Source organism: Micromonospora sp. ATA51 (assembly GCF_016802855.1).
Lineage (GTDB): Bacteria > Actinomycetota > Actinomycetes > Mycobacteriales > Micromonosporaceae > Micromonospora > Micromonospora sicca.
In genome coordinates this window covers 1-18,427 of the sequence record NZ_JAEVHJ010000119.1, presented here as the reverse complement: position 1 = coordinate 18,427, position 18,427 = coordinate 1, and the positions used below count along the sequence as shown (strand labels likewise).

General features: G+C 69.0%; 18 protein-coding genes. 12 read left to right on the top strand and 6 right to left on the bottom strand.

The window, feature by feature from the left end; translation table 11 throughout:
• From JNW87_RS19275 to JNW87_RS19260, 4 genes are all read right to left on the bottom strand, one after another.
• The coding region (locus JNW87_RS19275) for a transposase family protein (RefSeq protein ID WP_255544076.1) at positions 1 to 492 on the bottom strand (492 nt) is incomplete at its 3' end.
• A gap of 279 nt (positions 493 to 771) precedes the next feature.
• A complete protein-coding gene (locus JNW87_RS41570; protein WP_375373520.1) occupies positions 772 to 1,584 on the bottom strand; it encodes a helix-turn-helix domain-containing protein in 813 nt (270 codons plus the stop codon).
• 1,381 nt (positions 1,585 to 2,965) lie between these two features.
• The gene (locus JNW87_RS19265) at positions 2,966 to 3,700 is read right to left on the bottom strand and encodes a DUF2637 domain-containing protein (protein WP_109802275.1); all 735 of its coding nucleotides are present in this window, start codon (positions 3,698 to 3,700) and stop codon (positions 2,966 to 2,968) included.
• Positions 3,701 to 4,090: 390 nt separating this feature from the next.
• Positions 4,091 to 4,978: a replication-relaxation family protein gene (locus JNW87_RS19260; protein WP_109802273.1), complete on the bottom strand. Its 888-nt coding sequence runs from the start codon at positions 4,976 to 4,978 to the stop codon at positions 4,091 to 4,093.
• Between the two features lie 1,134 nt (positions 4,979 to 6,112).
• Between JNW87_RS19260 and JNW87_RS19255 the strand changes: the two genes are divergently transcribed.
• Positions 6,113 to 7,489 carry a helix-turn-helix domain-containing protein gene (locus JNW87_RS19255; RefSeq protein WP_238454162.1) on the top strand — a complete coding sequence of 459 codons (1,377 nt, stop codon included), beginning with the start codon at positions 6,113 to 6,115 and terminating at the stop codon, positions 7,487 to 7,489.
• Here JNW87_RS19255 and JNW87_RS19250 read toward each other — a convergent pair.
• Positions 7,486 to 8,049, bottom strand: coding sequence for an NUDIX hydrolase (locus tag JNW87_RS19250; protein ID WP_109802271.1), 564 nt, complete (start codon positions 8,047 to 8,049; stop codon positions 7,486 to 7,488). The genes JNW87_RS19255 and JNW87_RS19250 overlap by 4 nt on opposite strands.
• A gap of 394 nt (positions 8,050 to 8,443) precedes the next feature.
• On the opposite strand from JNW87_RS19250, the gene amcA reads away from it, so the two are divergent.
• The 11 genes from amcA to JNW87_RS39625 all read left to right on the top strand — a co-directional run bounded on the left by amcA (position 8,444) and on the right by JNW87_RS39625 (position 17,315).
• Complete coding sequence (gene amcA, locus JNW87_RS40240; protein WP_109802270.1) at positions 8,444 to 8,623, top strand: multiple cyclophane-containing RiPP AmcA; 180 nt, start codon at positions 8,444 to 8,446, stop codon at positions 8,621 to 8,623.
• On the top strand, positions 8,620 to 9,591 hold the full coding sequence (locus JNW87_RS19245; RefSeq protein ID WP_238454161.1) for an NAD-dependent epimerase/dehydratase family protein: 972 nt from the start codon (positions 8,620 to 8,622) through the stop codon (positions 9,589 to 9,591). The genes amcA and JNW87_RS19245 overlap by 4 nt, the downstream gene beginning before the upstream one ends.
• A 17-nt stretch (positions 9,592 to 9,608) precedes the next feature.
• Positions 9,609 to 10,562 carry a thymidylate synthase gene (locus JNW87_RS19240; RefSeq protein WP_109802268.1) on the top strand — a complete coding sequence of 318 codons (954 nt, stop codon included), beginning with the start codon at positions 9,609 to 9,611 and terminating at the stop codon, positions 10,560 to 10,562.
• Positions 10,559 to 12,268, top strand: coding sequence for a carbamoyltransferase C-terminal domain-containing protein (locus JNW87_RS19235; protein WP_109802267.1), 1,710 nt, complete (start codon positions 10,559 to 10,561; stop codon positions 12,266 to 12,268). Before JNW87_RS19240 ends, JNW87_RS19235 begins: the two co-directional genes overlap by 4 nt.
• Positions 12,265 to 13,299: a hypothetical protein gene (locus JNW87_RS19230; protein ID WP_109802266.1), complete on the top strand. Its 1,035-nt coding sequence runs from the start codon at positions 12,265 to 12,267 to the stop codon at positions 13,297 to 13,299. Before JNW87_RS19235 ends, JNW87_RS19230 begins: the two co-directional genes overlap by 4 nt.
• A 51-nt stretch (positions 13,300 to 13,350) precedes the next feature.
• Entirely contained in the window at positions 13,351 to 13,872 is a 522-nt protein-coding gene (locus JNW87_RS19225; RefSeq protein ID WP_109802265.1) for a topology modulation protein, read from the top strand.
• 24 nt (positions 13,873 to 13,896) lie between these two features.
• Entirely contained in the window at positions 13,897 to 14,712 is an 816-nt protein-coding gene (locus JNW87_RS19220) for a class I SAM-dependent methyltransferase (RefSeq protein ID WP_109802264.1), read from the top strand.
• The gene (locus JNW87_RS19215) at positions 14,709 to 15,452 is read left to right on the top strand and encodes a phosphotransferase (RefSeq protein WP_109802263.1); all 744 of its coding nucleotides are present in this window, start codon (positions 14,709 to 14,711) and stop codon (positions 15,450 to 15,452) included. The genes JNW87_RS19220 and JNW87_RS19215 overlap by 4 nt, the downstream gene beginning before the upstream one ends.
• Before the next feature lie 14 nt (positions 15,453 to 15,466).
• The gene (locus tag JNW87_RS19210) at positions 15,467 to 16,120 is read left to right on the top strand and encodes a histidine phosphatase family protein (RefSeq protein WP_109802262.1); all 654 of its coding nucleotides are present in this window, start codon (positions 15,467 to 15,469) and stop codon (positions 16,118 to 16,120) included.
• 21 nt (positions 16,121 to 16,141) lie between these two features.
• Positions 16,142 to 16,921: an aminoglycoside phosphotransferase family protein gene (locus JNW87_RS19205; RefSeq protein WP_309233985.1), complete on the top strand. Its 780-nt coding sequence runs from the start codon at positions 16,142 to 16,144 to the stop codon at positions 16,919 to 16,921.
• Between the two features lie 265 nt (positions 16,922 to 17,186).
• Entirely contained in the window at positions 17,187 to 17,315 is a 129-nt protein-coding gene (locus tag JNW87_RS39625; protein WP_255544073.1) for a hypothetical protein, read from the top strand.
• Between the two features lie 372 nt (positions 17,316 to 17,687).
• Here the strand turns inward: JNW87_RS39625 and JNW87_RS19200 are convergent.
• A partial coding sequence (locus JNW87_RS19200; RefSeq protein WP_238454160.1) for a toll/interleukin-1 receptor domain-containing protein occupies positions 17,688 to 18,427 on the bottom strand: 740 nt, incomplete at its 5' end.

The window sequence follows — 18,427 nt, the reverse complement described above, 5'->3', positions numbered from 1 at the left end:
GGCGCAGGTCAGGTCGTGCAGATGTCCGGACATCGCCTCGGAGGTCCAGATCGGTAGCCCGTCCGGGCGCATCACGGCCTGAATGTTCGCGCCGAAGTCACGGTGTTTCCCGGAGTACCACGCATCGATCGTGTCGCCCTTCACGCTCACAGTGGTCTCGGCGAGGCGGTCGGTGTCGAAGAGCTTGCCGTCCAGGATCACGTGCGACCAGCCGTCGGCAGCGACCCGGGTGAGGGCGTCGTGCAGGGTGGGTGTCTGCGCCGCCAGGACCCGCACGGCCTCGACGACGTACCGGTAGGCGGTGGCCCGCGACACCCCGAAGCCCGCCCCGAGAATGGTCTTGTCCTCGCCCTTGCGGAACCACACCAACACCAGAAGCGCCTGGTAGAAGCAAGTCAGGGCTCGCGTGCCCGATCGGGTGCCCACTGCCCGACGCTCGGCTCGTAACAGCCGTGCCACGTGCTGGACGAGTTCCCTGGGTACGTCGAGCATGGCACGATAGGCGATCACGTGGGGTCCTCACTTGCTGGGCTGATCTTGTGGTGAGAACTGCCTACCGAGGGCCCCACGTCCTCTTCCAGCACCGTCCGGTAAGGACGGATTCGCGCGTGTCGTACAGGTCAGACGACCATCCTTGTTGAGATCACCTCACTGGCCCTAACGCTGGCAGTGTGGGTCTCGATCACCAGGTGGTAGCCCACTGGCTAGCGGATGGGCGGTCGTGCAATGCAGCAAACGAGCGGAAGTCGATTGAAGGTTGGAGCTAGCGCTCTAGCCACATACGTTGGCCGGGTTGGTCGGGGTTGGGGAAAGTGTCGTAGGGGTGGTGTTGGCTTCGGTTCGTGCCTCGTCGTCGGGATCATGCCGCGCCGCGGGTCGTGCATCGCGCCACGCGCGTGGCGTTGCGGAGCGCGACAACACCGCACCAGCGTTGGGCGTGGAATGGATGGCCTGTGGCGGGGCGGCCTCGAGACGTTCTGCGCGGCAAGGGCCGCAGTTGTGCGCGGGCGATCCGCGGTGCTGGGCGCATTGCCCGGCTCGCGAGTCGGTGGGTGGAGTAGGGCCGCTCCTTTTCGCGCGGGTGCGCGTTTGGTTATGGACGGTTAAGGACGGTTCGTCGGACATGCGCGTCCGGCCGCTCGGACGTGTGCGTCCGGCCGCTCGGACATGTACGTCCGGCCAGTGGATAACCGGGAGGACGCGGACGTCCTCCCGGTTATCCACAGGTTGAGCGGCTTCGGTGGGCCGGCCGGACTGGGGTTGGGCGAGCAGGTCGAGGCTCGTGGGGGTGGGGCGGCGGCGGTGCATGGCGAGGTTCCAGACGACGGGCCGACGGTCCGCGGGGAGAAACGCGGTATGACGTTGGTCGCCGCGGCGGATGAGGCCGAGGCGTTCCAGCTCGTCCAGGTCGCGGCGAACGGATCGCACGGTCTTGCGGGCGTAGTGGGCGAGACGTTCCTGGGAGGGGAACGCCGCACGGCCACCGGCGTCGGCGTGGTTGGCCAGGCCGATCAGGACGGCGAGACATCGCGGTGGAACGTCGGGCGCTTCGTTGAGCGCCCAGGAGACAGCTTCGATACTCATGGCGGGTGAATCTCCGGTCTTCGTGAAGGGCTCAGGCGGCCGCACCGCCACCGCCCCATGTGCGCCGGATGACGGGTGGGCGCGGTCGGAGATGCGGCGTCACGGATGAGGTAGCGGTTTCACCGAGCTGCAGGCGTCCCAATCGGGCCTTTGAGTAGCTGTGTTCAGGTGCGCTACGGCTGGCCGTCGGCGTTGGAAGGCCCCCGCAACTGCCCGCGGACGTGGACATGGTGGTGCCACACCTGCCCGTCCTCGGCAGCGGATTTGGGCAGGGCAGCAACGTGTGGGATGTGGCGGTGCCGACTGTCAGGCAGCGCGCGGTGACGGCAGCGACCGCTGTGCGGGTGCACCGCTGGGGTGGGCCGGAACCAACCGGCGAACCGCGCGGCTGTGACCCGCGTACGGCCTCCGGCGAGCTGCCAGGGTCGGATGGCGGCCTGAAAGGAGCGGTGGGCGTCGCGTGCCGATTGGCACGGGTATGGCCGGCCCGTGCAGCGCAGGTTAGCGCAGCGGCCCGGCCCGTGCGGGTCGGAGAAGCGAGCTGCGGCGACGTCAGTAGCAAGCAGCCACAGCAGGACGTCGGAGACCTCACGGGGTACAGGGCGGCGGTGCGGCTGCGTCATCAGCTCTTGCCTCTCGCAGAAAATGTCGGCTCGGGTGCCGCCATCCCGGCCAGCGGTGGGGAATACCGCTGTCGGGTCCGCCGGGATGGCGGCCGGCACGAGTGACGCTCGACTTTCCGAACAGATCAAGTCATCGACCAGCTGCCGGGAGCCGGAGATTCCACGGCCCGCCGTCGCCGGCGCGGTGCGGGCCATCGTCCCGGTCCATAAAAGGCAGTCCACCGCTGACGCCAGGCGACAGCCGGTGAACTGGCTGCCGAAACGCGATGGACCGTCGGCGCGGTGCCGGCAGCTTGACAGGGCCCACGTCCAGGTCTGCGAGGTGACGTATCCACACGGATGCGGAGCCACGGCGTGGTTCGTTGCCACACCGCCACCTCAACTTCCGATCGTCTGACGGACAGCGGGCGGAAGGCAGTACGACCACAAGCCACGGTTGGGCAAACCCGTCCGACCAGGCGCCTCCGTCCGACGATCGGCCACCCGCCGGCCAACGAGCCGTTCACACCTGACAAGTGCACGCCGTCGACACCGCCTCTCAGGCCTGTCCTGGCGTCGGAGGAACGCTCGGTTGGGATCACGTAGCTGCCGATGATCAAGATTCTCCCGACCATTCTGCGGATGTCCGGGCCCCGCGGCGTCGGTGGGCGTGGTCCGGGAGACGTCGCTGGCAGTGCCGCTCTCGCACCGTCTCACGGGCTGGCGTCCGCAGTTCGCTGCCGACTCCCCAGCACTGGTAATGCCAAAGTCGGAGCCGATCATGGCGGGTCGCCCTGCGCTCCGGGCACCGAGGACGCCTCGGCCTTGAGGATCTTCAAAAGTTCGGACACCCGGGCGTTGGACACGGTGTGACCCGACCGACGGAGGGCCTCGGCGAGTGCAGCCCGGCTGAGCGCCCGCCCGTCAGATACGAGTCGATCCCGGACATGCCGCGCTGCCGGCAGCAACTCGGCCACGTCAAGGGAGTGCGGGGCGGACCCTCCACGGCCTGCCCTGCGACGACGACGGTCCGGTCCGCCCGGTTGATGGCCGGTACCTGATGGGCGGACGGTCCGGACCACGGACGGTTCCTCCACGGTGGCAAAGGACGGGTTGTCATCCGTCGTCCACGCGGTCCGGTCTGGCAAATGTTCCGCGGGCCGGGAGGCGGCGGTCCCGGACGCGGCGCTGGTGTAGCCGAGGGCGATCTTGACCATGACGAGGAAGCCGAGCGCGGGAACGGCCGCGGCAATCCAGCCCACCGGCGACGGTTCGGCCTCGACGACCTGCGCGGCGAGGGACAGCGTGACCGCGAAAGCCAGCACACTCGCGGGGAACACCGCCGAGGTGTGCGCGCGTTTACGGCGCCGCAACTCCAGCCCGGACGCGATGGACATCAACTCGAGGACGATCGCGTCGGCCCAGGCCAGCCAACCCGGTTGACCGTGGACCGCGGCGACGTTGTGGACGTGCGTGAAGCTGGCCGCGCCGGCCGCCCCACCGATGGCGAGCATGATGATGATCTGGACGCTTCCCTCGACCCGACTGGTCCGCAGACCGATGTCCGGGTCAAATACTGGTGGGGTCGTGGCGGACCACCCTCTCCCCGGACCGGACGGTGGCGAAGGCTCCCCTGCCAACCAGGAAGAGTTCGACAAGTTGGCGGCCGGTCCCGGAAACGTGGTCCGGGACGGGGAAGAGAAGGGACCAGGCGCTGGTCGCGGACCGGTCGCAGCGGACGCGGGACCGTACCTCCAGCCCGCCCTTATCGCAACGATCCGGCACTCTCACCGGTCTGTCAGCGTCTGCCGCAGCGCGGCTGACAGACCGGCGGGAGTGGCTGAATGATGCTGTCCTGCGCCCATGCGAGGTACAGTGCGTGACCCCTTGACCGCCGGCACCCATCACGGCGCCTCCCCTGAAAAACCCAAGCCACCAGCGACGTACACGGCCAGGTCGGTCAGCTGCCGCCGCTGCCCTCCTCCGCCGGCCACCACCCAGACCGCCTCAGCGGGAGACAGCCCCGCCGTGACGGCGTGATCGCGGGCGCCGGTGGCGACGGGCACCTGGAGCGGCGCGTCGACGAGTAGTCGGCGCAGATTGCGTTCTCGGGCGGCGGAGTGCAGCCAGAACAGCACCGGCCACGCCCGCCCGATCGTGGCGAACAGCTCCCGGTAGCCGACCAGCTTGCCGGCAAGGACGGAAAGCTGCTCGCCGCCGGTGTCGTACTCGAGGAAGATCGGCACCGTGACGGCGTTCTCGGCCCAGAGGCCGTAGCCGTCCGGGCGGACCCGCGGCTGGTACGCGCGCACCAGGCCCGGATCCTGCGGCCCGGTGAACGCGCCGGCGCGCAGGCACGCCGACTCCGGCAACCACTCGACCAGGTCAGCGCCGGGGTGGGTGCGGGCGTGGCCGGCCAGTTCGGTGAAGAAGCCGTTCACCCCGAGGCGGTGTGCCAGGGTGCGGTTGGACGTCCACCGCCGCCGCTCGACCCGGGCGTGATCGCGGCGCGGTGGCCGCTCGTCCCGGCCCGCCGCAACGACCTCTGCGCCGAGCTGGTCAATGACGTAGTGGTACGGGAACGACCCGCCGTCGGCGCGCTGCGGGCGGAACCGCGCCACCAGCCGAAGCTGGTACAGGGTGCGCAGCCGGCGCTGGCAGAAGTCCACCGACGGGAACAGGGCGTGGGCGATCTGGAACGAGGTCAGCACCCCGTGGTCGTAGAGCCAGCCCAGCAGCACCCGGTCCCGGCCGGTCAACTGCGACTGGACCCGCAGAACCGGATCATCCATCCACGGTCACCTCCTCTCCGATACGCACGCGTCCTGCCCAGGGGGGAGAGACCCGAGACCAGGACGGGTCTGTCGCGGGACAACCAGCCGCCGCTGGCAGACCGGCTGACCTGCGGTGTGAGAACGAACCAGGGGTCCGTCCGGGGGTCCGGCTGAAGACCGACGCCAACCCGGACGGCAAGCCCGACCCCCGAACGGGGGTCAAGCCGGGAACTGTCACCGTCACCGGCCACGGCGGCGGTCGAAAGCACGGGATACAACAACGGAACTCCTTCGTTGAAGATGTCGCCGACGCCGGCCAGGCGCGGCGTCGGGTGAAACCACAGGACTCGCGCCCCAGCAGGCACGATGGGCAGCGGTCGCGGAATGCCCCCAAACCGGGAGCCAAGCAGTGCAGGTGGGACTTCACTGTGGAGTTGTCAAGCAACGAGCCGTCCCGAACCCGGAACGACCAGACGAATACGCCACGATGCCGCGCCAGCAGTCAGTGACCCTGACCGGCGGCGTACAGAAGACGTTCGTCCAGCGAGAGAGGGCGAGCCGACGCGATCAGACCCGGGCCTGGGCCCAGCGCGACTCGTGGACAGGGGAAGCGCAGATCCCGTCAGCCACGAACGGCGAGGCTGGGGCAGCGCACCGGCTTATTCGGCCGGGAGAAGATCCTTCATGGCGGTCCCCCTGTCGCTCAGGACCCTTGACGGCCTGCCGACTCCCGGGCCCCGAACGACAGGCGACGCTCCGAAGGAGCGCCACCAGATCGGCCGATCGAACCCGGTAGGCAGACCGCCAAGCGGTCGCGTGCATCCAGTACGCCTCCGCCAGCAGCACCCTGTCAACCAGCTTCACCAGCAACCGATCATGACCCTTCCGGACCCAGTAGGACGCGTCAGCACCGGTCAACCCGCATCGGTCTCAGTCAGCATGAATTTCCTCGCACGGATCGGTGGAAAAATCTTGACCGGCATGGCCACCCCGTCTCACAAAGTGAGATGCGGCGGCAGATCCTGGCGTTCGGCCGGCGGCCGACACGTTTCGTGGTCCCGTGGTCGCAGAACAAGCGGTACCGTCGAGCCAGACCGTCGTTTCCGGACACTGCGGCTACGGCCACCATGATCTCGCTCCGAGGAGCGCGCCATGCCGCGACAGAACGTCGCCGTCAACCCGACCTTCGGGCCGCGTCTGAGGGAGCTACGCGAACAGCGAGGGCTGTCGCTGCGCCGTCTCGGACAGCAGGTGCACTGCTCCCACGGTTACCTGTGGGACCTTGAGGCAGGCGCCAAGCGCCCGAGCGCCTCCGTCGCCGCGCTGCTCGACGCCGCCCTCGGCGCCGGCGGACAGCTGTGCGCCCTGCTGACGAAGGCGTCAGCCGACAGCGGCGGACTGACCGCAAGCGTCGCAGCGCCGGTTCTCGACGAGCTGGGCGGGCTAGAGTTCGCACCGGACTGGCGACACGGTGTAGAGGTCGCGGCGGAGCTCTGGCGGAGAGACATGCAACGGCGAGATCTCCTGGTGGGGGCCGGGTTCAGCGCGGCGGCGTTCGTCGCGCCGGCTTTCCGCTGGCTGACCGTGCGACTCGATGAGCGGCCAGTCGGCGACGGCGATCGCCTCGTCGGTCAACCGGACATCGACACCGTCCGACAGATCACCAGCGTCTATCGGACGCTGGACAACCGGTACGGCGGAGGCCACGTCCGGGATGGGCTGGTCCGGTTCCTCGACACCGAGGTGGCGGCTCTGCTGCGGGGCCGCTTCGACGCCGGCACCGGTGCCATGCTGTTCTCGGCGGCGGCGGAGGCCACCCAGCTCGCGGGGTGGGCGTCGTACGACGTCGGCCTGCACGGCCTGGCGCAGCGGTACATGGTCCAGGCGTTGCGGATGGCAGCCGCGGCAGGCGATCGACCCCTCGGCGCGGAGATCCTCGCCGCGATGAGTCACCAGGCGGCCTACCTCGGCGCGTCCGCGGAAGCGGTCGACCTGGCGCGCGCAGCCGGACGGACGGCGGCCGAGTCCGGCATCGCCGCCATCCAGGCTGAATCGGCCGTCCTAGAGGCGCAGGGCCATGCCGTCGGCGGCGACGAAGCCGCGTGCGCGGCGGCTTTGGACCGCGCCGAACGCACCTTCGATCGCGCGGAACGTGCCAGCGCGCCACAGTGGATCGGGTACTTCGACGAGGCATACCTGTCGGCGAAGTTCGGCCACTGCTTCGCTGCTCTCGGCCGTGGCGAGACGGCGGCCCGTTTCGCGGTGCGGTCGTTGGAGATGGACGGCCGCGCCTATGCCCGAGGGCGGCAGTTCAACTTGGCGCTGCTGGCGCTTGCCCACGCGCAGGCTGGTGACCCGGAGCAGGCCAGCGTGGTGGGATGCCAGGCCGCCGAGGCAGCCCTAGGGCTTCGCTCGGAGCGGGCGCGTGGCTACCTTGCCACACTCGCGGACCGGATCGCCCCGCACGCCGGCCTGGCCGCCGTTCAGGAGTTCTCCGACCGGGTGCAGCCGGCAATCCAGGCTGTCTAGATCCGCCCGGTCGCTCTTGCCAACAGGACCGCGAGCAGGCCGGCGACCGACCCGGCGCCCACGATCTCCCCAGCGTTGATCCGCTGCTCCACCTCGCCCAGCGGGATCCAGCCGATCCGCTCCGCCTCGTTGACGTCAGGCGCCGCGCCCGTCAGATCCGCTCCCCGGGACAGGTAGATCAGATTCTGCTGGTCGATGGTGCCGACCATCGGCTGGAACCCCAGCAGCGGCTCCATCGTTCTCGGCTGCCACCCGGTCTCCTCCTCGACCTCCCGAGCGGCGCACACGGCCGGATCCTCGTCGTGGTCGAGATAGCCGCCGGGCAGCTCCCACACCCAGCGGTCGATGATGAACCGATGCCGCCACATCATCAGCACCCGGTCGGCATCGTCGAGAACGATCACCATCGCCGCCGACGGCACCCGCAGCACGTACTGCTCGAAACGGACACCATCCGGCAACTCGACGTCAGCGATGCTGAGCACCGCTCGCCGGGTGTCGTCGACGACCCGCTCGCCGTGGATGGTCCACTCGCCGGCCCGCCGAGCGTCGGTAGTCATGTCCGCACCCTATCGCCGGGCCGGCAGTCGTCGTACTCCCGGAACCAGCGGCGTCGGCTGACACCGGCTGACGGCGCACCACTTCATCTGGGCTGGCGCCGCAGCCAGCCTGTTCATCGAGGGATGTGACGGTCGGTGCCGCAGCGGCCAGGCCGTTGGGCCCCGGGCGACGGCGGCGGCGACGGTGTCGGCTGGAGCGAGCTCGCGCGACCCCGCTCGCCGCCGCCGCGCCTATCCAGCAGATGACCTTGGGGGCTTTGGTGATGCAGCCGAATGGTGAACGGTTCAGGGAGATTGCGGCGGATCCGCCTGGCGCATCCGCGAGGGTGTCGCAGGTCCGCCACGACCAGGAAGAGCAGCGGGAATCAACCGCAACTCGTCAGACGGTGACGTCATGACCGTGTACGTCTCGCGGCACGCCTCCGCAGGTACCACGGGGGCGCCCGGTTCGGCGGCTCAGCCCCGCGTGGCGGCGACCGGCCGGGCCACGGTCTTCGGGGTCGACCCGCCTCTGCTGACCTTCGTGTGGCAGCGCATGCCGCCGCAGCCGGCTCACACCGGCGGTCGCCGATGACGGCGCGGGTGCTGGTGACCGGCGCGGCCGGCTTCATCGGCTCACATGTGGTCGACGCGCTTCTGGCCCGAGGCATGCAAGTGGTCGGCCTCGACCGCCGCCGGCTCGGTCAGGACGCCCTCGCAGGTGAGAACCTGGCAGCCGCAGCCGGCAACACGCTGTTCACACCGCTCTGCCGGGACTTGGCCACCGACCGGCTCGATGACGCTGTGGACGGCTGCGACATCGTGTTCCACCTGGCTGCCCGGCCAGGCGTCCGGCCCTCCTGGGGTGTGGAATTTCACGACTACGCACAGTCCAACGTGCTCGGCACCCAACGGCTGCTCGACGCGTGCGTCCGATCGGGTGTACGGAGGCTGGTCTACGCCTCCTCGTCCAGCGTCTACGGTCCGGCGGAGCGGCCCAGCCGCGAGGACGACCGGACCAGCCCGGTCTCCCCGTACGGAGTGAGCAAGCTCGCCGCCGAGCAGCTCTGTGTGGCCTACGCGTGCCGCCCCGACAACCGGCTCAGCGTGACAGCCCTGCGCTACTTCACCGTGTACGGGCCACGGCAGCGACCCGACATGGCCATCGGCCGGCTGCTATTCGCGGCCTATACCGGTTTGCCGGTCACCCTCTTCGGCGACGGCAGCCAACGGCGGGAGTTCACCTACATCACCGACGTCGTCGCCGCGACGATCGCCGCCGCTCACGTAGATACCCCACGCGCCGTGGTGAACGTCGGCGGCGGAGCGAGCGTTTCCATGCGGGGCGCGATCCAGGAGGCGTCCACGGTCACCGGACGGCACATTCCGGTCCAGGTAGCCGACGCCCAGCCGGGTGACGTTCCCTCGACGGCCGCGGACCTGACCCTTGCCGGCAGGCTGCTCGGCTACTGGCCCACCGTCGGCCTGCACGAGGGCATGGCCCGGCAGTCCGCCTGGTTGGTCAACCTCTCCCGCGACCGACTCGCCGCGTTCACCTCCTGACCGAAGGAACCCTTGTCATGATCGTCTTGACCGCAAACTCTGCGAGCGAACTCTTCGCCGCCACCAGCCAGGCGGTGCTCCTCAACGGCCGTATCGCCTGCCCACGCGACATGATGACCACCGAGGTCGTCGGCGCACACCTGTGCCTGACCAACCCTCGCCGGCGCCTGGTCTCCGTGCCACCGGCGCGCATCATCAACCCGGCGTTCGCCGTCGCCGAGGCGCTGTGGATCCTATCCGGCTCGGATGACCCGTGGATCTTCGACTTCAACGACAACCTGCGCCGCTACGCGGACGACGGAATCCTGCAGGGCGCGTACGGGCCGCGGATCCGCCAGTGGGGCGGCAGCCTCGACCAGCTTGACGCGGTCGTTCGGAAGCTGACCGCCGACCGAGACTCCCGACAAGCCGTCGTCCAGATCTACGACCCGGCACGCGACCACCACGGCTACCGGGACGTGCCGTGCACTCTCGGGTACCGGTTCCTGATCCGGCAGGACCGGCTCGAGATGCACACCAGCATGCGCAGCCAGGACCTCTGGCTCGGCTTCCCATACGACATCTTCGCGACCACGCTCCTGCAGGAGCTGATGGCCGGCTGGCTCGGTGTCGAGGTCGGCGAGTACCACCACCACGTCGACTCGCTGCACCTCTACGCCGATCACGCTCCGGCCGCCGCCGAGTGTCTCCACCACGAACCAGCCGTCACCCAGATGGATCCGATCGGCGTCGACTGGCCCAGGCTGGACGCTGTTCTCGCGCAGGTCATCTCCGGCGACGGCGACCTGTCCGACGGCACCCTGTGGGACACGTTCGGGCAAGTGCTGACCAGCTACCGGACATGGAAGCTCGGCGAGCGGGACCTGGCCCGCAAGGTCGCCCACGACACCCCAGGGCCGCTCGGCGCTGCTCTCGTCGCCTGGTACCAGCACCTCACCCGGCCGGCCCTCGCAGCGCCGGAGCTGGCATGACCGCGGATGTGGTGCTTGGGCTGTGCGCGTATACGCATGACTCGGCGGCGGCGCTACTGGTCGACGGCCACCTGATCGGCTTCGTCGAAGAGGAACGGCTCGACGGGGTCAAGCACAGCAAGGCGTACCCGGCATACGGTGTCGCCTGGCTGCTCGCCGAAGCCGGCCTGTCGCCGTCGGACGTGACCACGGTCGCGTACAACTTCGACGGACGCCGCTACCTACGCGCGCTGGGCCAACTGCCGACCCATCTGCGGCAGGCTGCCAGCCGCGCACGAGCCGTGCCACGGGCCCGCAGCTTCACCACGGTCCACCGCCGCTACCAGGCCCGGATGCGAGACCTGTCCGAGCGTTTCCCACGCGCACAACTCCAGCCGGTGCCGCACCACCGCGCGCATGCCCTGTACGCCTTCGCCGCCGCCGGTGTGGATGACGCAGCGGTCCTGATCGTCGACAGCCTCGGCGAGTTGCAGACCACCACCACCTGGCACGCCCGTCAGCGAAACTCGCGGCTCAGCCTCGACCTGGCGCACGCGATCGACGACCCGGCCTCCCTCGGCTACGCCTACGGAGCCGTTACCGAACACCTCGGCTGGCGGCGCGGCGACGAGGAAGGCACGGTGATGGCGCTGGCTGCCCTTGGCGACCCCGCCCGGTTCCGGGAGGTGATGTCTCGGGCGATCCGGCTCACCGCCGACGGCTTCACCCTCGACCCGGCGCTGATCCCCCTGCGGGTGCTCGCCAGCCGGTACGGCCGGGTCACACCCACGTTCACCGCCGCGACCTGCCCGCCCCGCCTACCGACGGCACCGGTAGAGCCCGTGCATGCCGACCTGGCCGCTGCACTGCAGGAACGCACACAGCAAGTGATGCTGCATCTCGCCGCGCGAGCCCGCCGGCTCACTGGCTCCGGGCTGCTCTGCCTGGGCGGTGGGGTCGCGATGAACTGCGTAGCCGCCGGCCTCATCGCCCAGGCCGGCATCGTCGACGAGATACACGTACCGCCCGCCCCCGGCGACGCGGGCACCGCGATCGGCGCCGCCGCCCATGTCTGGCTCGACGTGACCGGCCGCCCACCCACCGGCATCCGCCATCACTGCTACCTCGGCCCCGCCTATCCCGACCTGGCGCTACCGGCCGCACCGCGAGTGGGACTGCACGCGAGCCGTCCCGCCGAACCCGTCCACCATCTGGCCCGGCAGTTAGCCGACGGGGCGATCGTGGGCCTGTTCACCGGCGCGCTGGAGGCCGGGCCACGGGCCCTGGGGCACCGGTCGATCCTCGCCTCTCCCCTGGAGGCCGGCGTGGTCGAGCGCCTCAACGCCACCGTCAAGTTCCGCGAACCGTTCCGGCCCTTCGCCCCCGTGCTCCTCGCCGACAAGGCCGCCAACTACGTCCGGCTGCGCCAACCCTCGCCGTACATGTCGCTCGCGGCCCCGGTGACCGATCTGACCCGCGACCGGCTGCCCGCGATCGTGCACGTCAACGGCACCGCCCGGGTCCAGACCGTCACCCGCGAGCAGAACCCCTTCCTCACCGACGTCCTCACCCGCTTCGGCGAGATCACCGGCCACCCCGTGCTGATCAACACCTCGCTGAACATCAAGGGCAAGCCGATCTGCGGCACACCAGAGATGGCCTTGGGCTGCCTCACCGAGTCCGGCCTGGACGCGCTGCTCATCGAAGGCTGGTGGGTAACCAAGTGAGAATTGGCTACAGCTTCTGGGGATTTCTCGGTCCCGGCATCATCGACACCCCGGACGGAGGCCGCAGTCACCGCCGGACCTTGGTCGACGGGCTCTGTGCGGCCGGCCACGACATCGTCTTCCTTCAACCGAACCGGGACCTGTGCGAGGCCGGCGACGATCTCACCGGCCACTACCGCTGGGATGTCGGCCTGCCCGATATCGACGCGCTGTTCCTCGAATGGCGCTGGCCAATTCCCGGTCGTAACACCACCGTCTGCGGGCGACCCGGCCACACCTGTGACCTGCATCGGCAGGTCGAGCTGCTTGACCACTACACCCACCAGGTCGGCGTTCCAACGATCCTGTGGGACAAGGACCGCCGGCTGCCCACCACGGACCCCCTTCGCCGTACCCGCAAGGTCACCGTGTGTGAACCCGCTCTGCACCCGACCCCGGGCGCGGTACCACTCCACTTCCCGGTTGCCGACACGGCTATCGACGCCGCTGACCCGGCTGGGCTGGCGGCCCTGCCCCGCCGCACCCCACTGGTTTACGTCGGTAACCAGTACGACCGCGACCACATGTTCGACACGTACTTCGCGCCGGCCGCCGCCCAACTGCCCCACCTGATCGCGGGCAAGTGGGCCGACACCAGACGCTGGCCGAATCTGAACTTCATCGGCCGCGTTTCGTTTCCCAGGGTGTCCGCGATCTACGCCGACGCGCTGGCCACCGTTCTGCTGCTGCCCGGCCGGTACGCCAAAGCAGGGCAGATGACCCAACGGATCTTCGAAGCCGTTCTCGCTGGCTGCATGCCCCTGCTGCCCGGTGAGGTCCGCAGCGCCGACGCCCTCGTTCCCCCGTCGCTGATCGTCCGCCACGCCACGGACGTGAGGCACCGCACCGGCTGGCTCAGCGAGATCGCCGGCACCGACGACCACGCCAGCCTGATCGCGGGGTGCCTACGGCACCTCGACCCGTTTCGACTCTCGACCCAGCTCGGGGTGCTCACCGACCTGCTACATCACCCGGAGTCGGTGCTGCTATGACCCACCGTGTCGCCACCGGACGAGCGCACCACACCTCTACCCTGGAGAACCATGGACAGGATCGCCATCATCGGCTGCGGCGGCAGCGGCAAGTCCACCGTCGCGCGCCAGCTGGCCCGGATCCTCGACGCGCCCCTGACTCACCTCGACGCGACCTACTACGACGAGCACTGGAAGCCGCTACCGCAGGACGAGTTCGCCGCCCAGCAGGAGAAGCTCGTCGCTGGCGAACGATGGATCATCGAAGGCAACTATGCCGGCACTCTGCCGATCCGGCTCGCCGCCGCCGACACCGTGATCTTCCTCGACCTGCCAGCTATGACCTGCCTGTGGGGCATCGCCCAACGTCGCTGGCGATACCGCGGCGGGCAACACCAGCAGGACGGCGTCTACGACCGCATCACCTGGAACTTCGTTCGCTACATCCTTGGCTACCGGCGCACCATGCGCCCGCGAGTCCGGAACTTGCTCCGCGAGCACGGGCCACACGTCCGCTTGATCACCCTCACCAGCCGCCACCAGGCCACCCAACTAATCAAACGCGTCCGCGACGAGCACCAGCCCGTGACCTGACCGCAGCGGAACGGGAGGCGACGAATGTCGGCCAACCCGTTCCTTGACCCCACGCTGGTCCACGGCGACCTCTACCGGGGCAACGGCCGGCTCGCCGACCGTACCCACGCGCTGCATCGCGCCAAGATCAGCGGAAGCGACGTCGCCGACACGATCGCCGACCTGCTCGCCGCCCGGGTCCCGACCGGGGCCGCTGTGCTCGACGTCGGTTGCGGGCGCGGTACCACAACCCTGCGCCTGGCTGACCGGCTCCGGCCCCGGCGGCTCGTTGCCGTGGACGCCTCGGCCGCGCTTCTCCACACCACCCGCGACCGCCTCGGGGACGCTGGTGCGTTGGGCTCGGTGGTCTGCGCTGACTTTCACCACCTGCCACTGCCCGACAGCATGGCCGACGCTGCGGTTGCCGCCTTCTGTCTGTACCACTCGCCGACGCCAGACGGGGCCATCACCGAGATCGCCCGCTGCCTACGCCCCGGCGGCACAGCCGTCCTGGTCACCAAGTCGCTGGACAGCTACGCCGACCTCGACCATCTGGTCCACGCCGCCGGCCTCGACCCGCACGCCACCAGCCGACCGAGCCTCTACGAGAGCTTCCACAGCGGCAACCTGCACACCATCGCCGCCACCAAGCTGAGAGTCATCGACGTCCAGCACGAGGAACACGTCTTCCACTTCGCGGACGCCACGCACCTCGCCCGCCATCTCACGACCACACCCAAATACCGGATCACCCTGACCGGCGGGATCCCCGCCCTCGCAGCGGCCCTCCAGCAGCGGCTGGCCCCACCGCCCTACACGACCCGGTCCACGGTTAGATACGCCGTGGCGGTGCGGCCATGAGTGGCGGCCCCTTCGTCAAGCGGTACGACGACCCGGAACGCTGCGCCGCCGCTACCGCCCATCACGCCTGGCTAGCCGGCTTAGGCTCCGGCGTACGCCTGCCCGCACTCCTCGCCCGGGGTAACCGACATCTGATCTTCGAACGACTCCCGGGGCACACACCAAAAGTGGGCGACCTTCCGCGGACCGCCGCAGCACTCGGCCGGCTCCACGCTGCCGCGCACCGATCTGAACTTCGGACCGCCCGTCTCGATCAACCCCACATCACCTCGACCGGACTCGTGATCCCCGACTTCGCCAGCCCGCGTCAGGCGGCGCTACACCACGCCGCAGCCGCGGGGGGCATCCACGGATCGGTCATCGACGCCGTACTCGACAGAGCCGGGGAGTTCGTGACGTTCTACAAGGACCCGAACATTCGGAACTACCTTGCGAACGGCAATGAGGTCGCCGTCGTCGACTTCGACGACCTGACGCTCGCTCCCTTCGGCTACGACCTAGCCGGCCTCCTGGTCACCGCATCCATGACCTACGGCCGCCTCGCCGACCGGTCGACCACTCGCTGTCTCCGCGCCTACCGCCTCGCTGTCGCGCCCCAGATCTGCAGCCTGGCCGACCTGAAACGGTACGCCGAGCTGCACCACCTGCTGACTCTGCGATATCTCGGCCGCAACGGCTACCGCCACCCCTGGCCCACCGTCCGACCCTGGCCAGACCCATTCCTCGCCGAGCTGACCTGAGAAGGAACCCCCGAATGGCCCCAACAACCGAACTCGTCATCGCCCGCCACGGCGAAGCCGCCTGCAACGTCGCCGGAATCGTGGGTGGTGAACAGGGCTGCACCGGGCTCACCGACCTCGGCCGGAAGCAGGCGGAGCAACTCGCCGCCAGCCTGGCCGCCGAACATGCCCAACAGCCCTATGCCGCCCTCTACGCCACACCCCGACTCCGCGTCACCCAGACCGCCGAGATCATCACTCGGGCCCTGCACCTGGCCGCCACCATCGACCCGGACCTCCGCGGCCCTGACCACGGCGACGCCGACGGCCGACCCTGGGTCGACATCAAAACTTCCTTCCAGGGGCCGCCTCAGCACAGCCCAGACCGCCAGTACGCTTCCGGCTCCGACACGTGGTACGAATACCTCGACCGGGCCTCAACAGCACTCGGAAGGATCCTCGCCCGCCACGATGGTGAACGAATCCTCATCGCCGCTCACGGCGAAACCATCGAGGCGGCCCACACCCTGCTCCTCGGCCTCCCCCGGAACGCCTGCCTGCGACTCGGCTTCGTCACCGACCACGCCTCCATCGCCCGATGGCAGCGGCCCACCAACCGCTTCGGCCGCACCATCTGGCAACTCGTCAGCCACAACGACACCCGACACCTTCGCCCCCGACATGACTGACCTCGACGTTCACCTCGCGCTCTGCCAACGGCTCCTCGACGCCGACGCCAAACCCGTGGCCTCGCACCCCGGGCATGCTGGCATTCGCGTGCTCCGTGCCTCGACGTCCGCTCATGGAGACGTAATTATCAAGATCCATCGCAGCCCGGAACGCCACAACCAGGAAGTCCAGGCCTACCGGACCTGGGTTCCCGCCCTCGGAGACAAGGCCCCCGACTGCTCGCGACAACCGACGGCCCACCAGCCATCGTCATCACCGCCGTAGCGGGAGTCCCGCTCACCGAGCGGCAACTCGAACCCACGGCCGAGCAGGAGGCGTACCGGAAGGCAGGACAACTAATCAAGACACTGCACGCCGCCGGGCCACCCCGCCTCCAACCGGACTGGGCCTCCTGGCTTGCAGAACGGGCCGAGTATTGGATCCACCAGGCCGGGGACCGCATCGCCGCCGCCCGCCGGGCTGAGGTACGCGCCCATATGGGAGCCCTTCGAGATCTGGCGCCGCTGCCTGCCTTTCCGTGCCACCTCGATTTCATGCCCCGCAACATGATCTACGGCGACGACGGAGCGGTCAGGCTAATCGACTTCGAGCACAGCCGCTACGACCTGCCCGCCCGCGACCTCGTGCGACTCGCCACTCGGGTCTGGCCCCACCGCCCAGACCTACGCGCGAGCTTTCTCGATGAATACGGCCAGCTCAGCGCGGTCGACAACGCAGTACTGGAGCACTGCGCCCATTTCGACTTCCTCACAAGCTTGGCGCGACATGCCCCATCGACCGCGAGCCGAACGGCCACGTAACTGGTACCCGGATTCTTCCGACGCAAGACTATCCATGTCACTGAATGCGCAAGGAAGGCTTCACACAGCAATGTAGGTGGTTCCGCTGGAACAGCTACCCCTCTGGGGGACGGTCCCCAACGCGCAGCCGATACCCAAGCCCGGTCCTGACCCGGCCCACGACACTCCGCCTCCTGATCACCATGAAGGCCGCGCCCAACCCCTCCGCCCGCTACGGCAAAACGGGCTGCGTCGGCGCGCTGGGCATAGACCCGCCGTGGACCGGATGGATCTGGCTCTATCCCATCCACTACCGGGAACTGGCGTCGGCATTGATGACCGACTCGGCTCCTGCCCGGATCCCGAGTACTGGCAGGTCAGCCTCGAGATGCGCTTCGACGACGGCCTGCTCTGACGGGCATCGCCGCCCTGCCGAAGCAGGACACTGGCTTCAACTTTGCTCCAGTCGGTCCCCGCCGGCACGCGGCAGTGGCCGAGATGCGATCCGACTTGGAGCAGCATCCACAGCTTCGGGCTGCATTGCGCACGAAGCCGGCCAACAGCAACCTCACCATCGGGCGCGCCGATTAGCCCGCAGGGGCACCGGTCTCGGCACAACAGCGGCCCGGGACATGACCCTGCGCCAGCCCGCACGTCTTCGAACGGTGACAGAGCCTCGTCCGCACTGGCGCCCGCTCGGCGGCAGATCCGGATAACGGCTGGCGGGCCGACGACCTGGTACGCCATGGTGGATCATAGTCACTACCCGTCCAGTAGCGCCGGGACGTTACACGGCGATCAGTTCGGCGATCTTCTTGGCGATGTCCTCCATGGAGTCCTCCTCTGTGCTCAGCCCGTTGCGGGAGCCGAGGAGCGGGCTGACCGACCGAATCTCGTCGTAGGTGACCCCATGCGCGACAGGGATCAGCAGGTCACGCGACAACAGTTCCGAGAGTTCCTTCTCGGACACCCCGCCGCGCTCGACACGCCTGAGGAATGCGGGCGTGATGAGGGCGAGACCGATGCGCGTCTTGGCCAGGCCCTTGTCGATCTCCCGCATGAACGGCTGGCCGAGGATGATGTCCTTCTCGCTGAACCAGACCGACACGTCCTCGGCTTCGAGGAGGTTGTGCAGTTCAGTCGCGGTCTCACGCCGGTCGTCCCAGGCGTGACAGAGGAACAGGTCGTACGACTCGGTCCGAGGTCCTACCGCCTCGACCTTGCTGCGGTAGCGGTCCAGCGCCGCGACCTCGTCAGAGGTGTAGGCAACGGGCGAGCTAGCTGGCGACCACCGAGGTCGCGCCGATCGACTGCCACCGCCGCCACCGGAGGACCCGCTTCCGCCGCCGCTGCGGGACGGGGTTGGCGAAGCGTAGTCGGACGGGGACGGGTAGGACGTGTAGGACCGGTACGACGATCGGCCATGGACCAATGCCGCGTAGCCTAAGTTGATCATGGAGTTTGGTGGCTGAGCTTGTAGAGCCGGATCGTGGCGGGTCTGTCGTGGCGGACGCCGCCTGGTTCGTC

Bases quoted from the DNA above. Each gene is read 5' to 3' on its own strand.
- JNW87_RS41570 (WP_375373520.1), bottom strand. From the start codon at position 1,584: ATGAGTATCGAAGCTGTCTCCTGGGCGCTCAACGAAGCGCCCGACGTT.
- JNW87_RS19265 (WP_109802275.1), bottom strand. From the start codon at position 3,700: ATGCTCGCCATCGGTGGGGCGGCCGGCGCGGCCAGCTTCACGCACGTC.
- JNW87_RS19260 (WP_109802273.1), bottom strand. From the start codon at position 4,978: ATGGATGATCCGGTTCTGCGGGTCCAGTCGCAGTTGACCGGCCGGGAC.
- JNW87_RS19255 (WP_238454162.1), top strand. From the start codon at position 6,113: ATGCCGCGACAGAACGTCGCCGTCAACCCGACCTTCGGGCCGCGTCTG.
- JNW87_RS19250 (WP_109802271.1), bottom strand. From the start codon at position 8,049: ATGACTACCGACGCTCGGCGGGCCGGCGAGTGGACCATCCACGGCGAG.
- amcA (WP_109802270.1), top strand. From the start codon at position 8,444: ATGACCGTGTACGTCTCGCGGCACGCCTCCGCAGGTACCACGGGGGCG.
- JNW87_RS19245 (WP_238454161.1), top strand. From the start codon at position 8,620: ATGACGGCGCGGGTGCTGGTGACCGGCGCGGCCGGCTTCATCGGCTCA.
- JNW87_RS19240 (WP_109802268.1), top strand. From the start codon at position 9,609: ATGATCGTCTTGACCGCAAACTCTGCGAGCGAACTCTTCGCCGCCACC.
- JNW87_RS19235 (WP_109802267.1), top strand. From the start codon at position 10,559: ATGACCGCGGATGTGGTGCTTGGGCTGTGCGCGTATACGCATGACTCG.
- JNW87_RS19225 (WP_109802265.1), top strand. From the start codon at position 13,351: ATGGACAGGATCGCCATCATCGGCTGCGGCGGCAGCGGCAAGTCCACC.
- JNW87_RS19220 (WP_109802264.1), top strand. From the start codon at position 13,897: ATGTCGGCCAACCCGTTCCTTGACCCCACGCTGGTCCACGGCGACCTC.
- JNW87_RS19215 (WP_109802263.1), top strand. From the start codon at position 14,709: ATGAGTGGCGGCCCCTTCGTCAAGCGGTACGACGACCCGGAACGCTGC.
- JNW87_RS19210 (WP_109802262.1), top strand. From the start codon at position 15,467: ATGGCCCCAACAACCGAACTCGTCATCGCCCGCCACGGCGAAGCCGCC.
- JNW87_RS39625 (WP_255544073.1), top strand. From the start codon at position 17,187: ATGGATCTGGCTCTATCCCATCCACTACCGGGAACTGGCGTCGGCATT.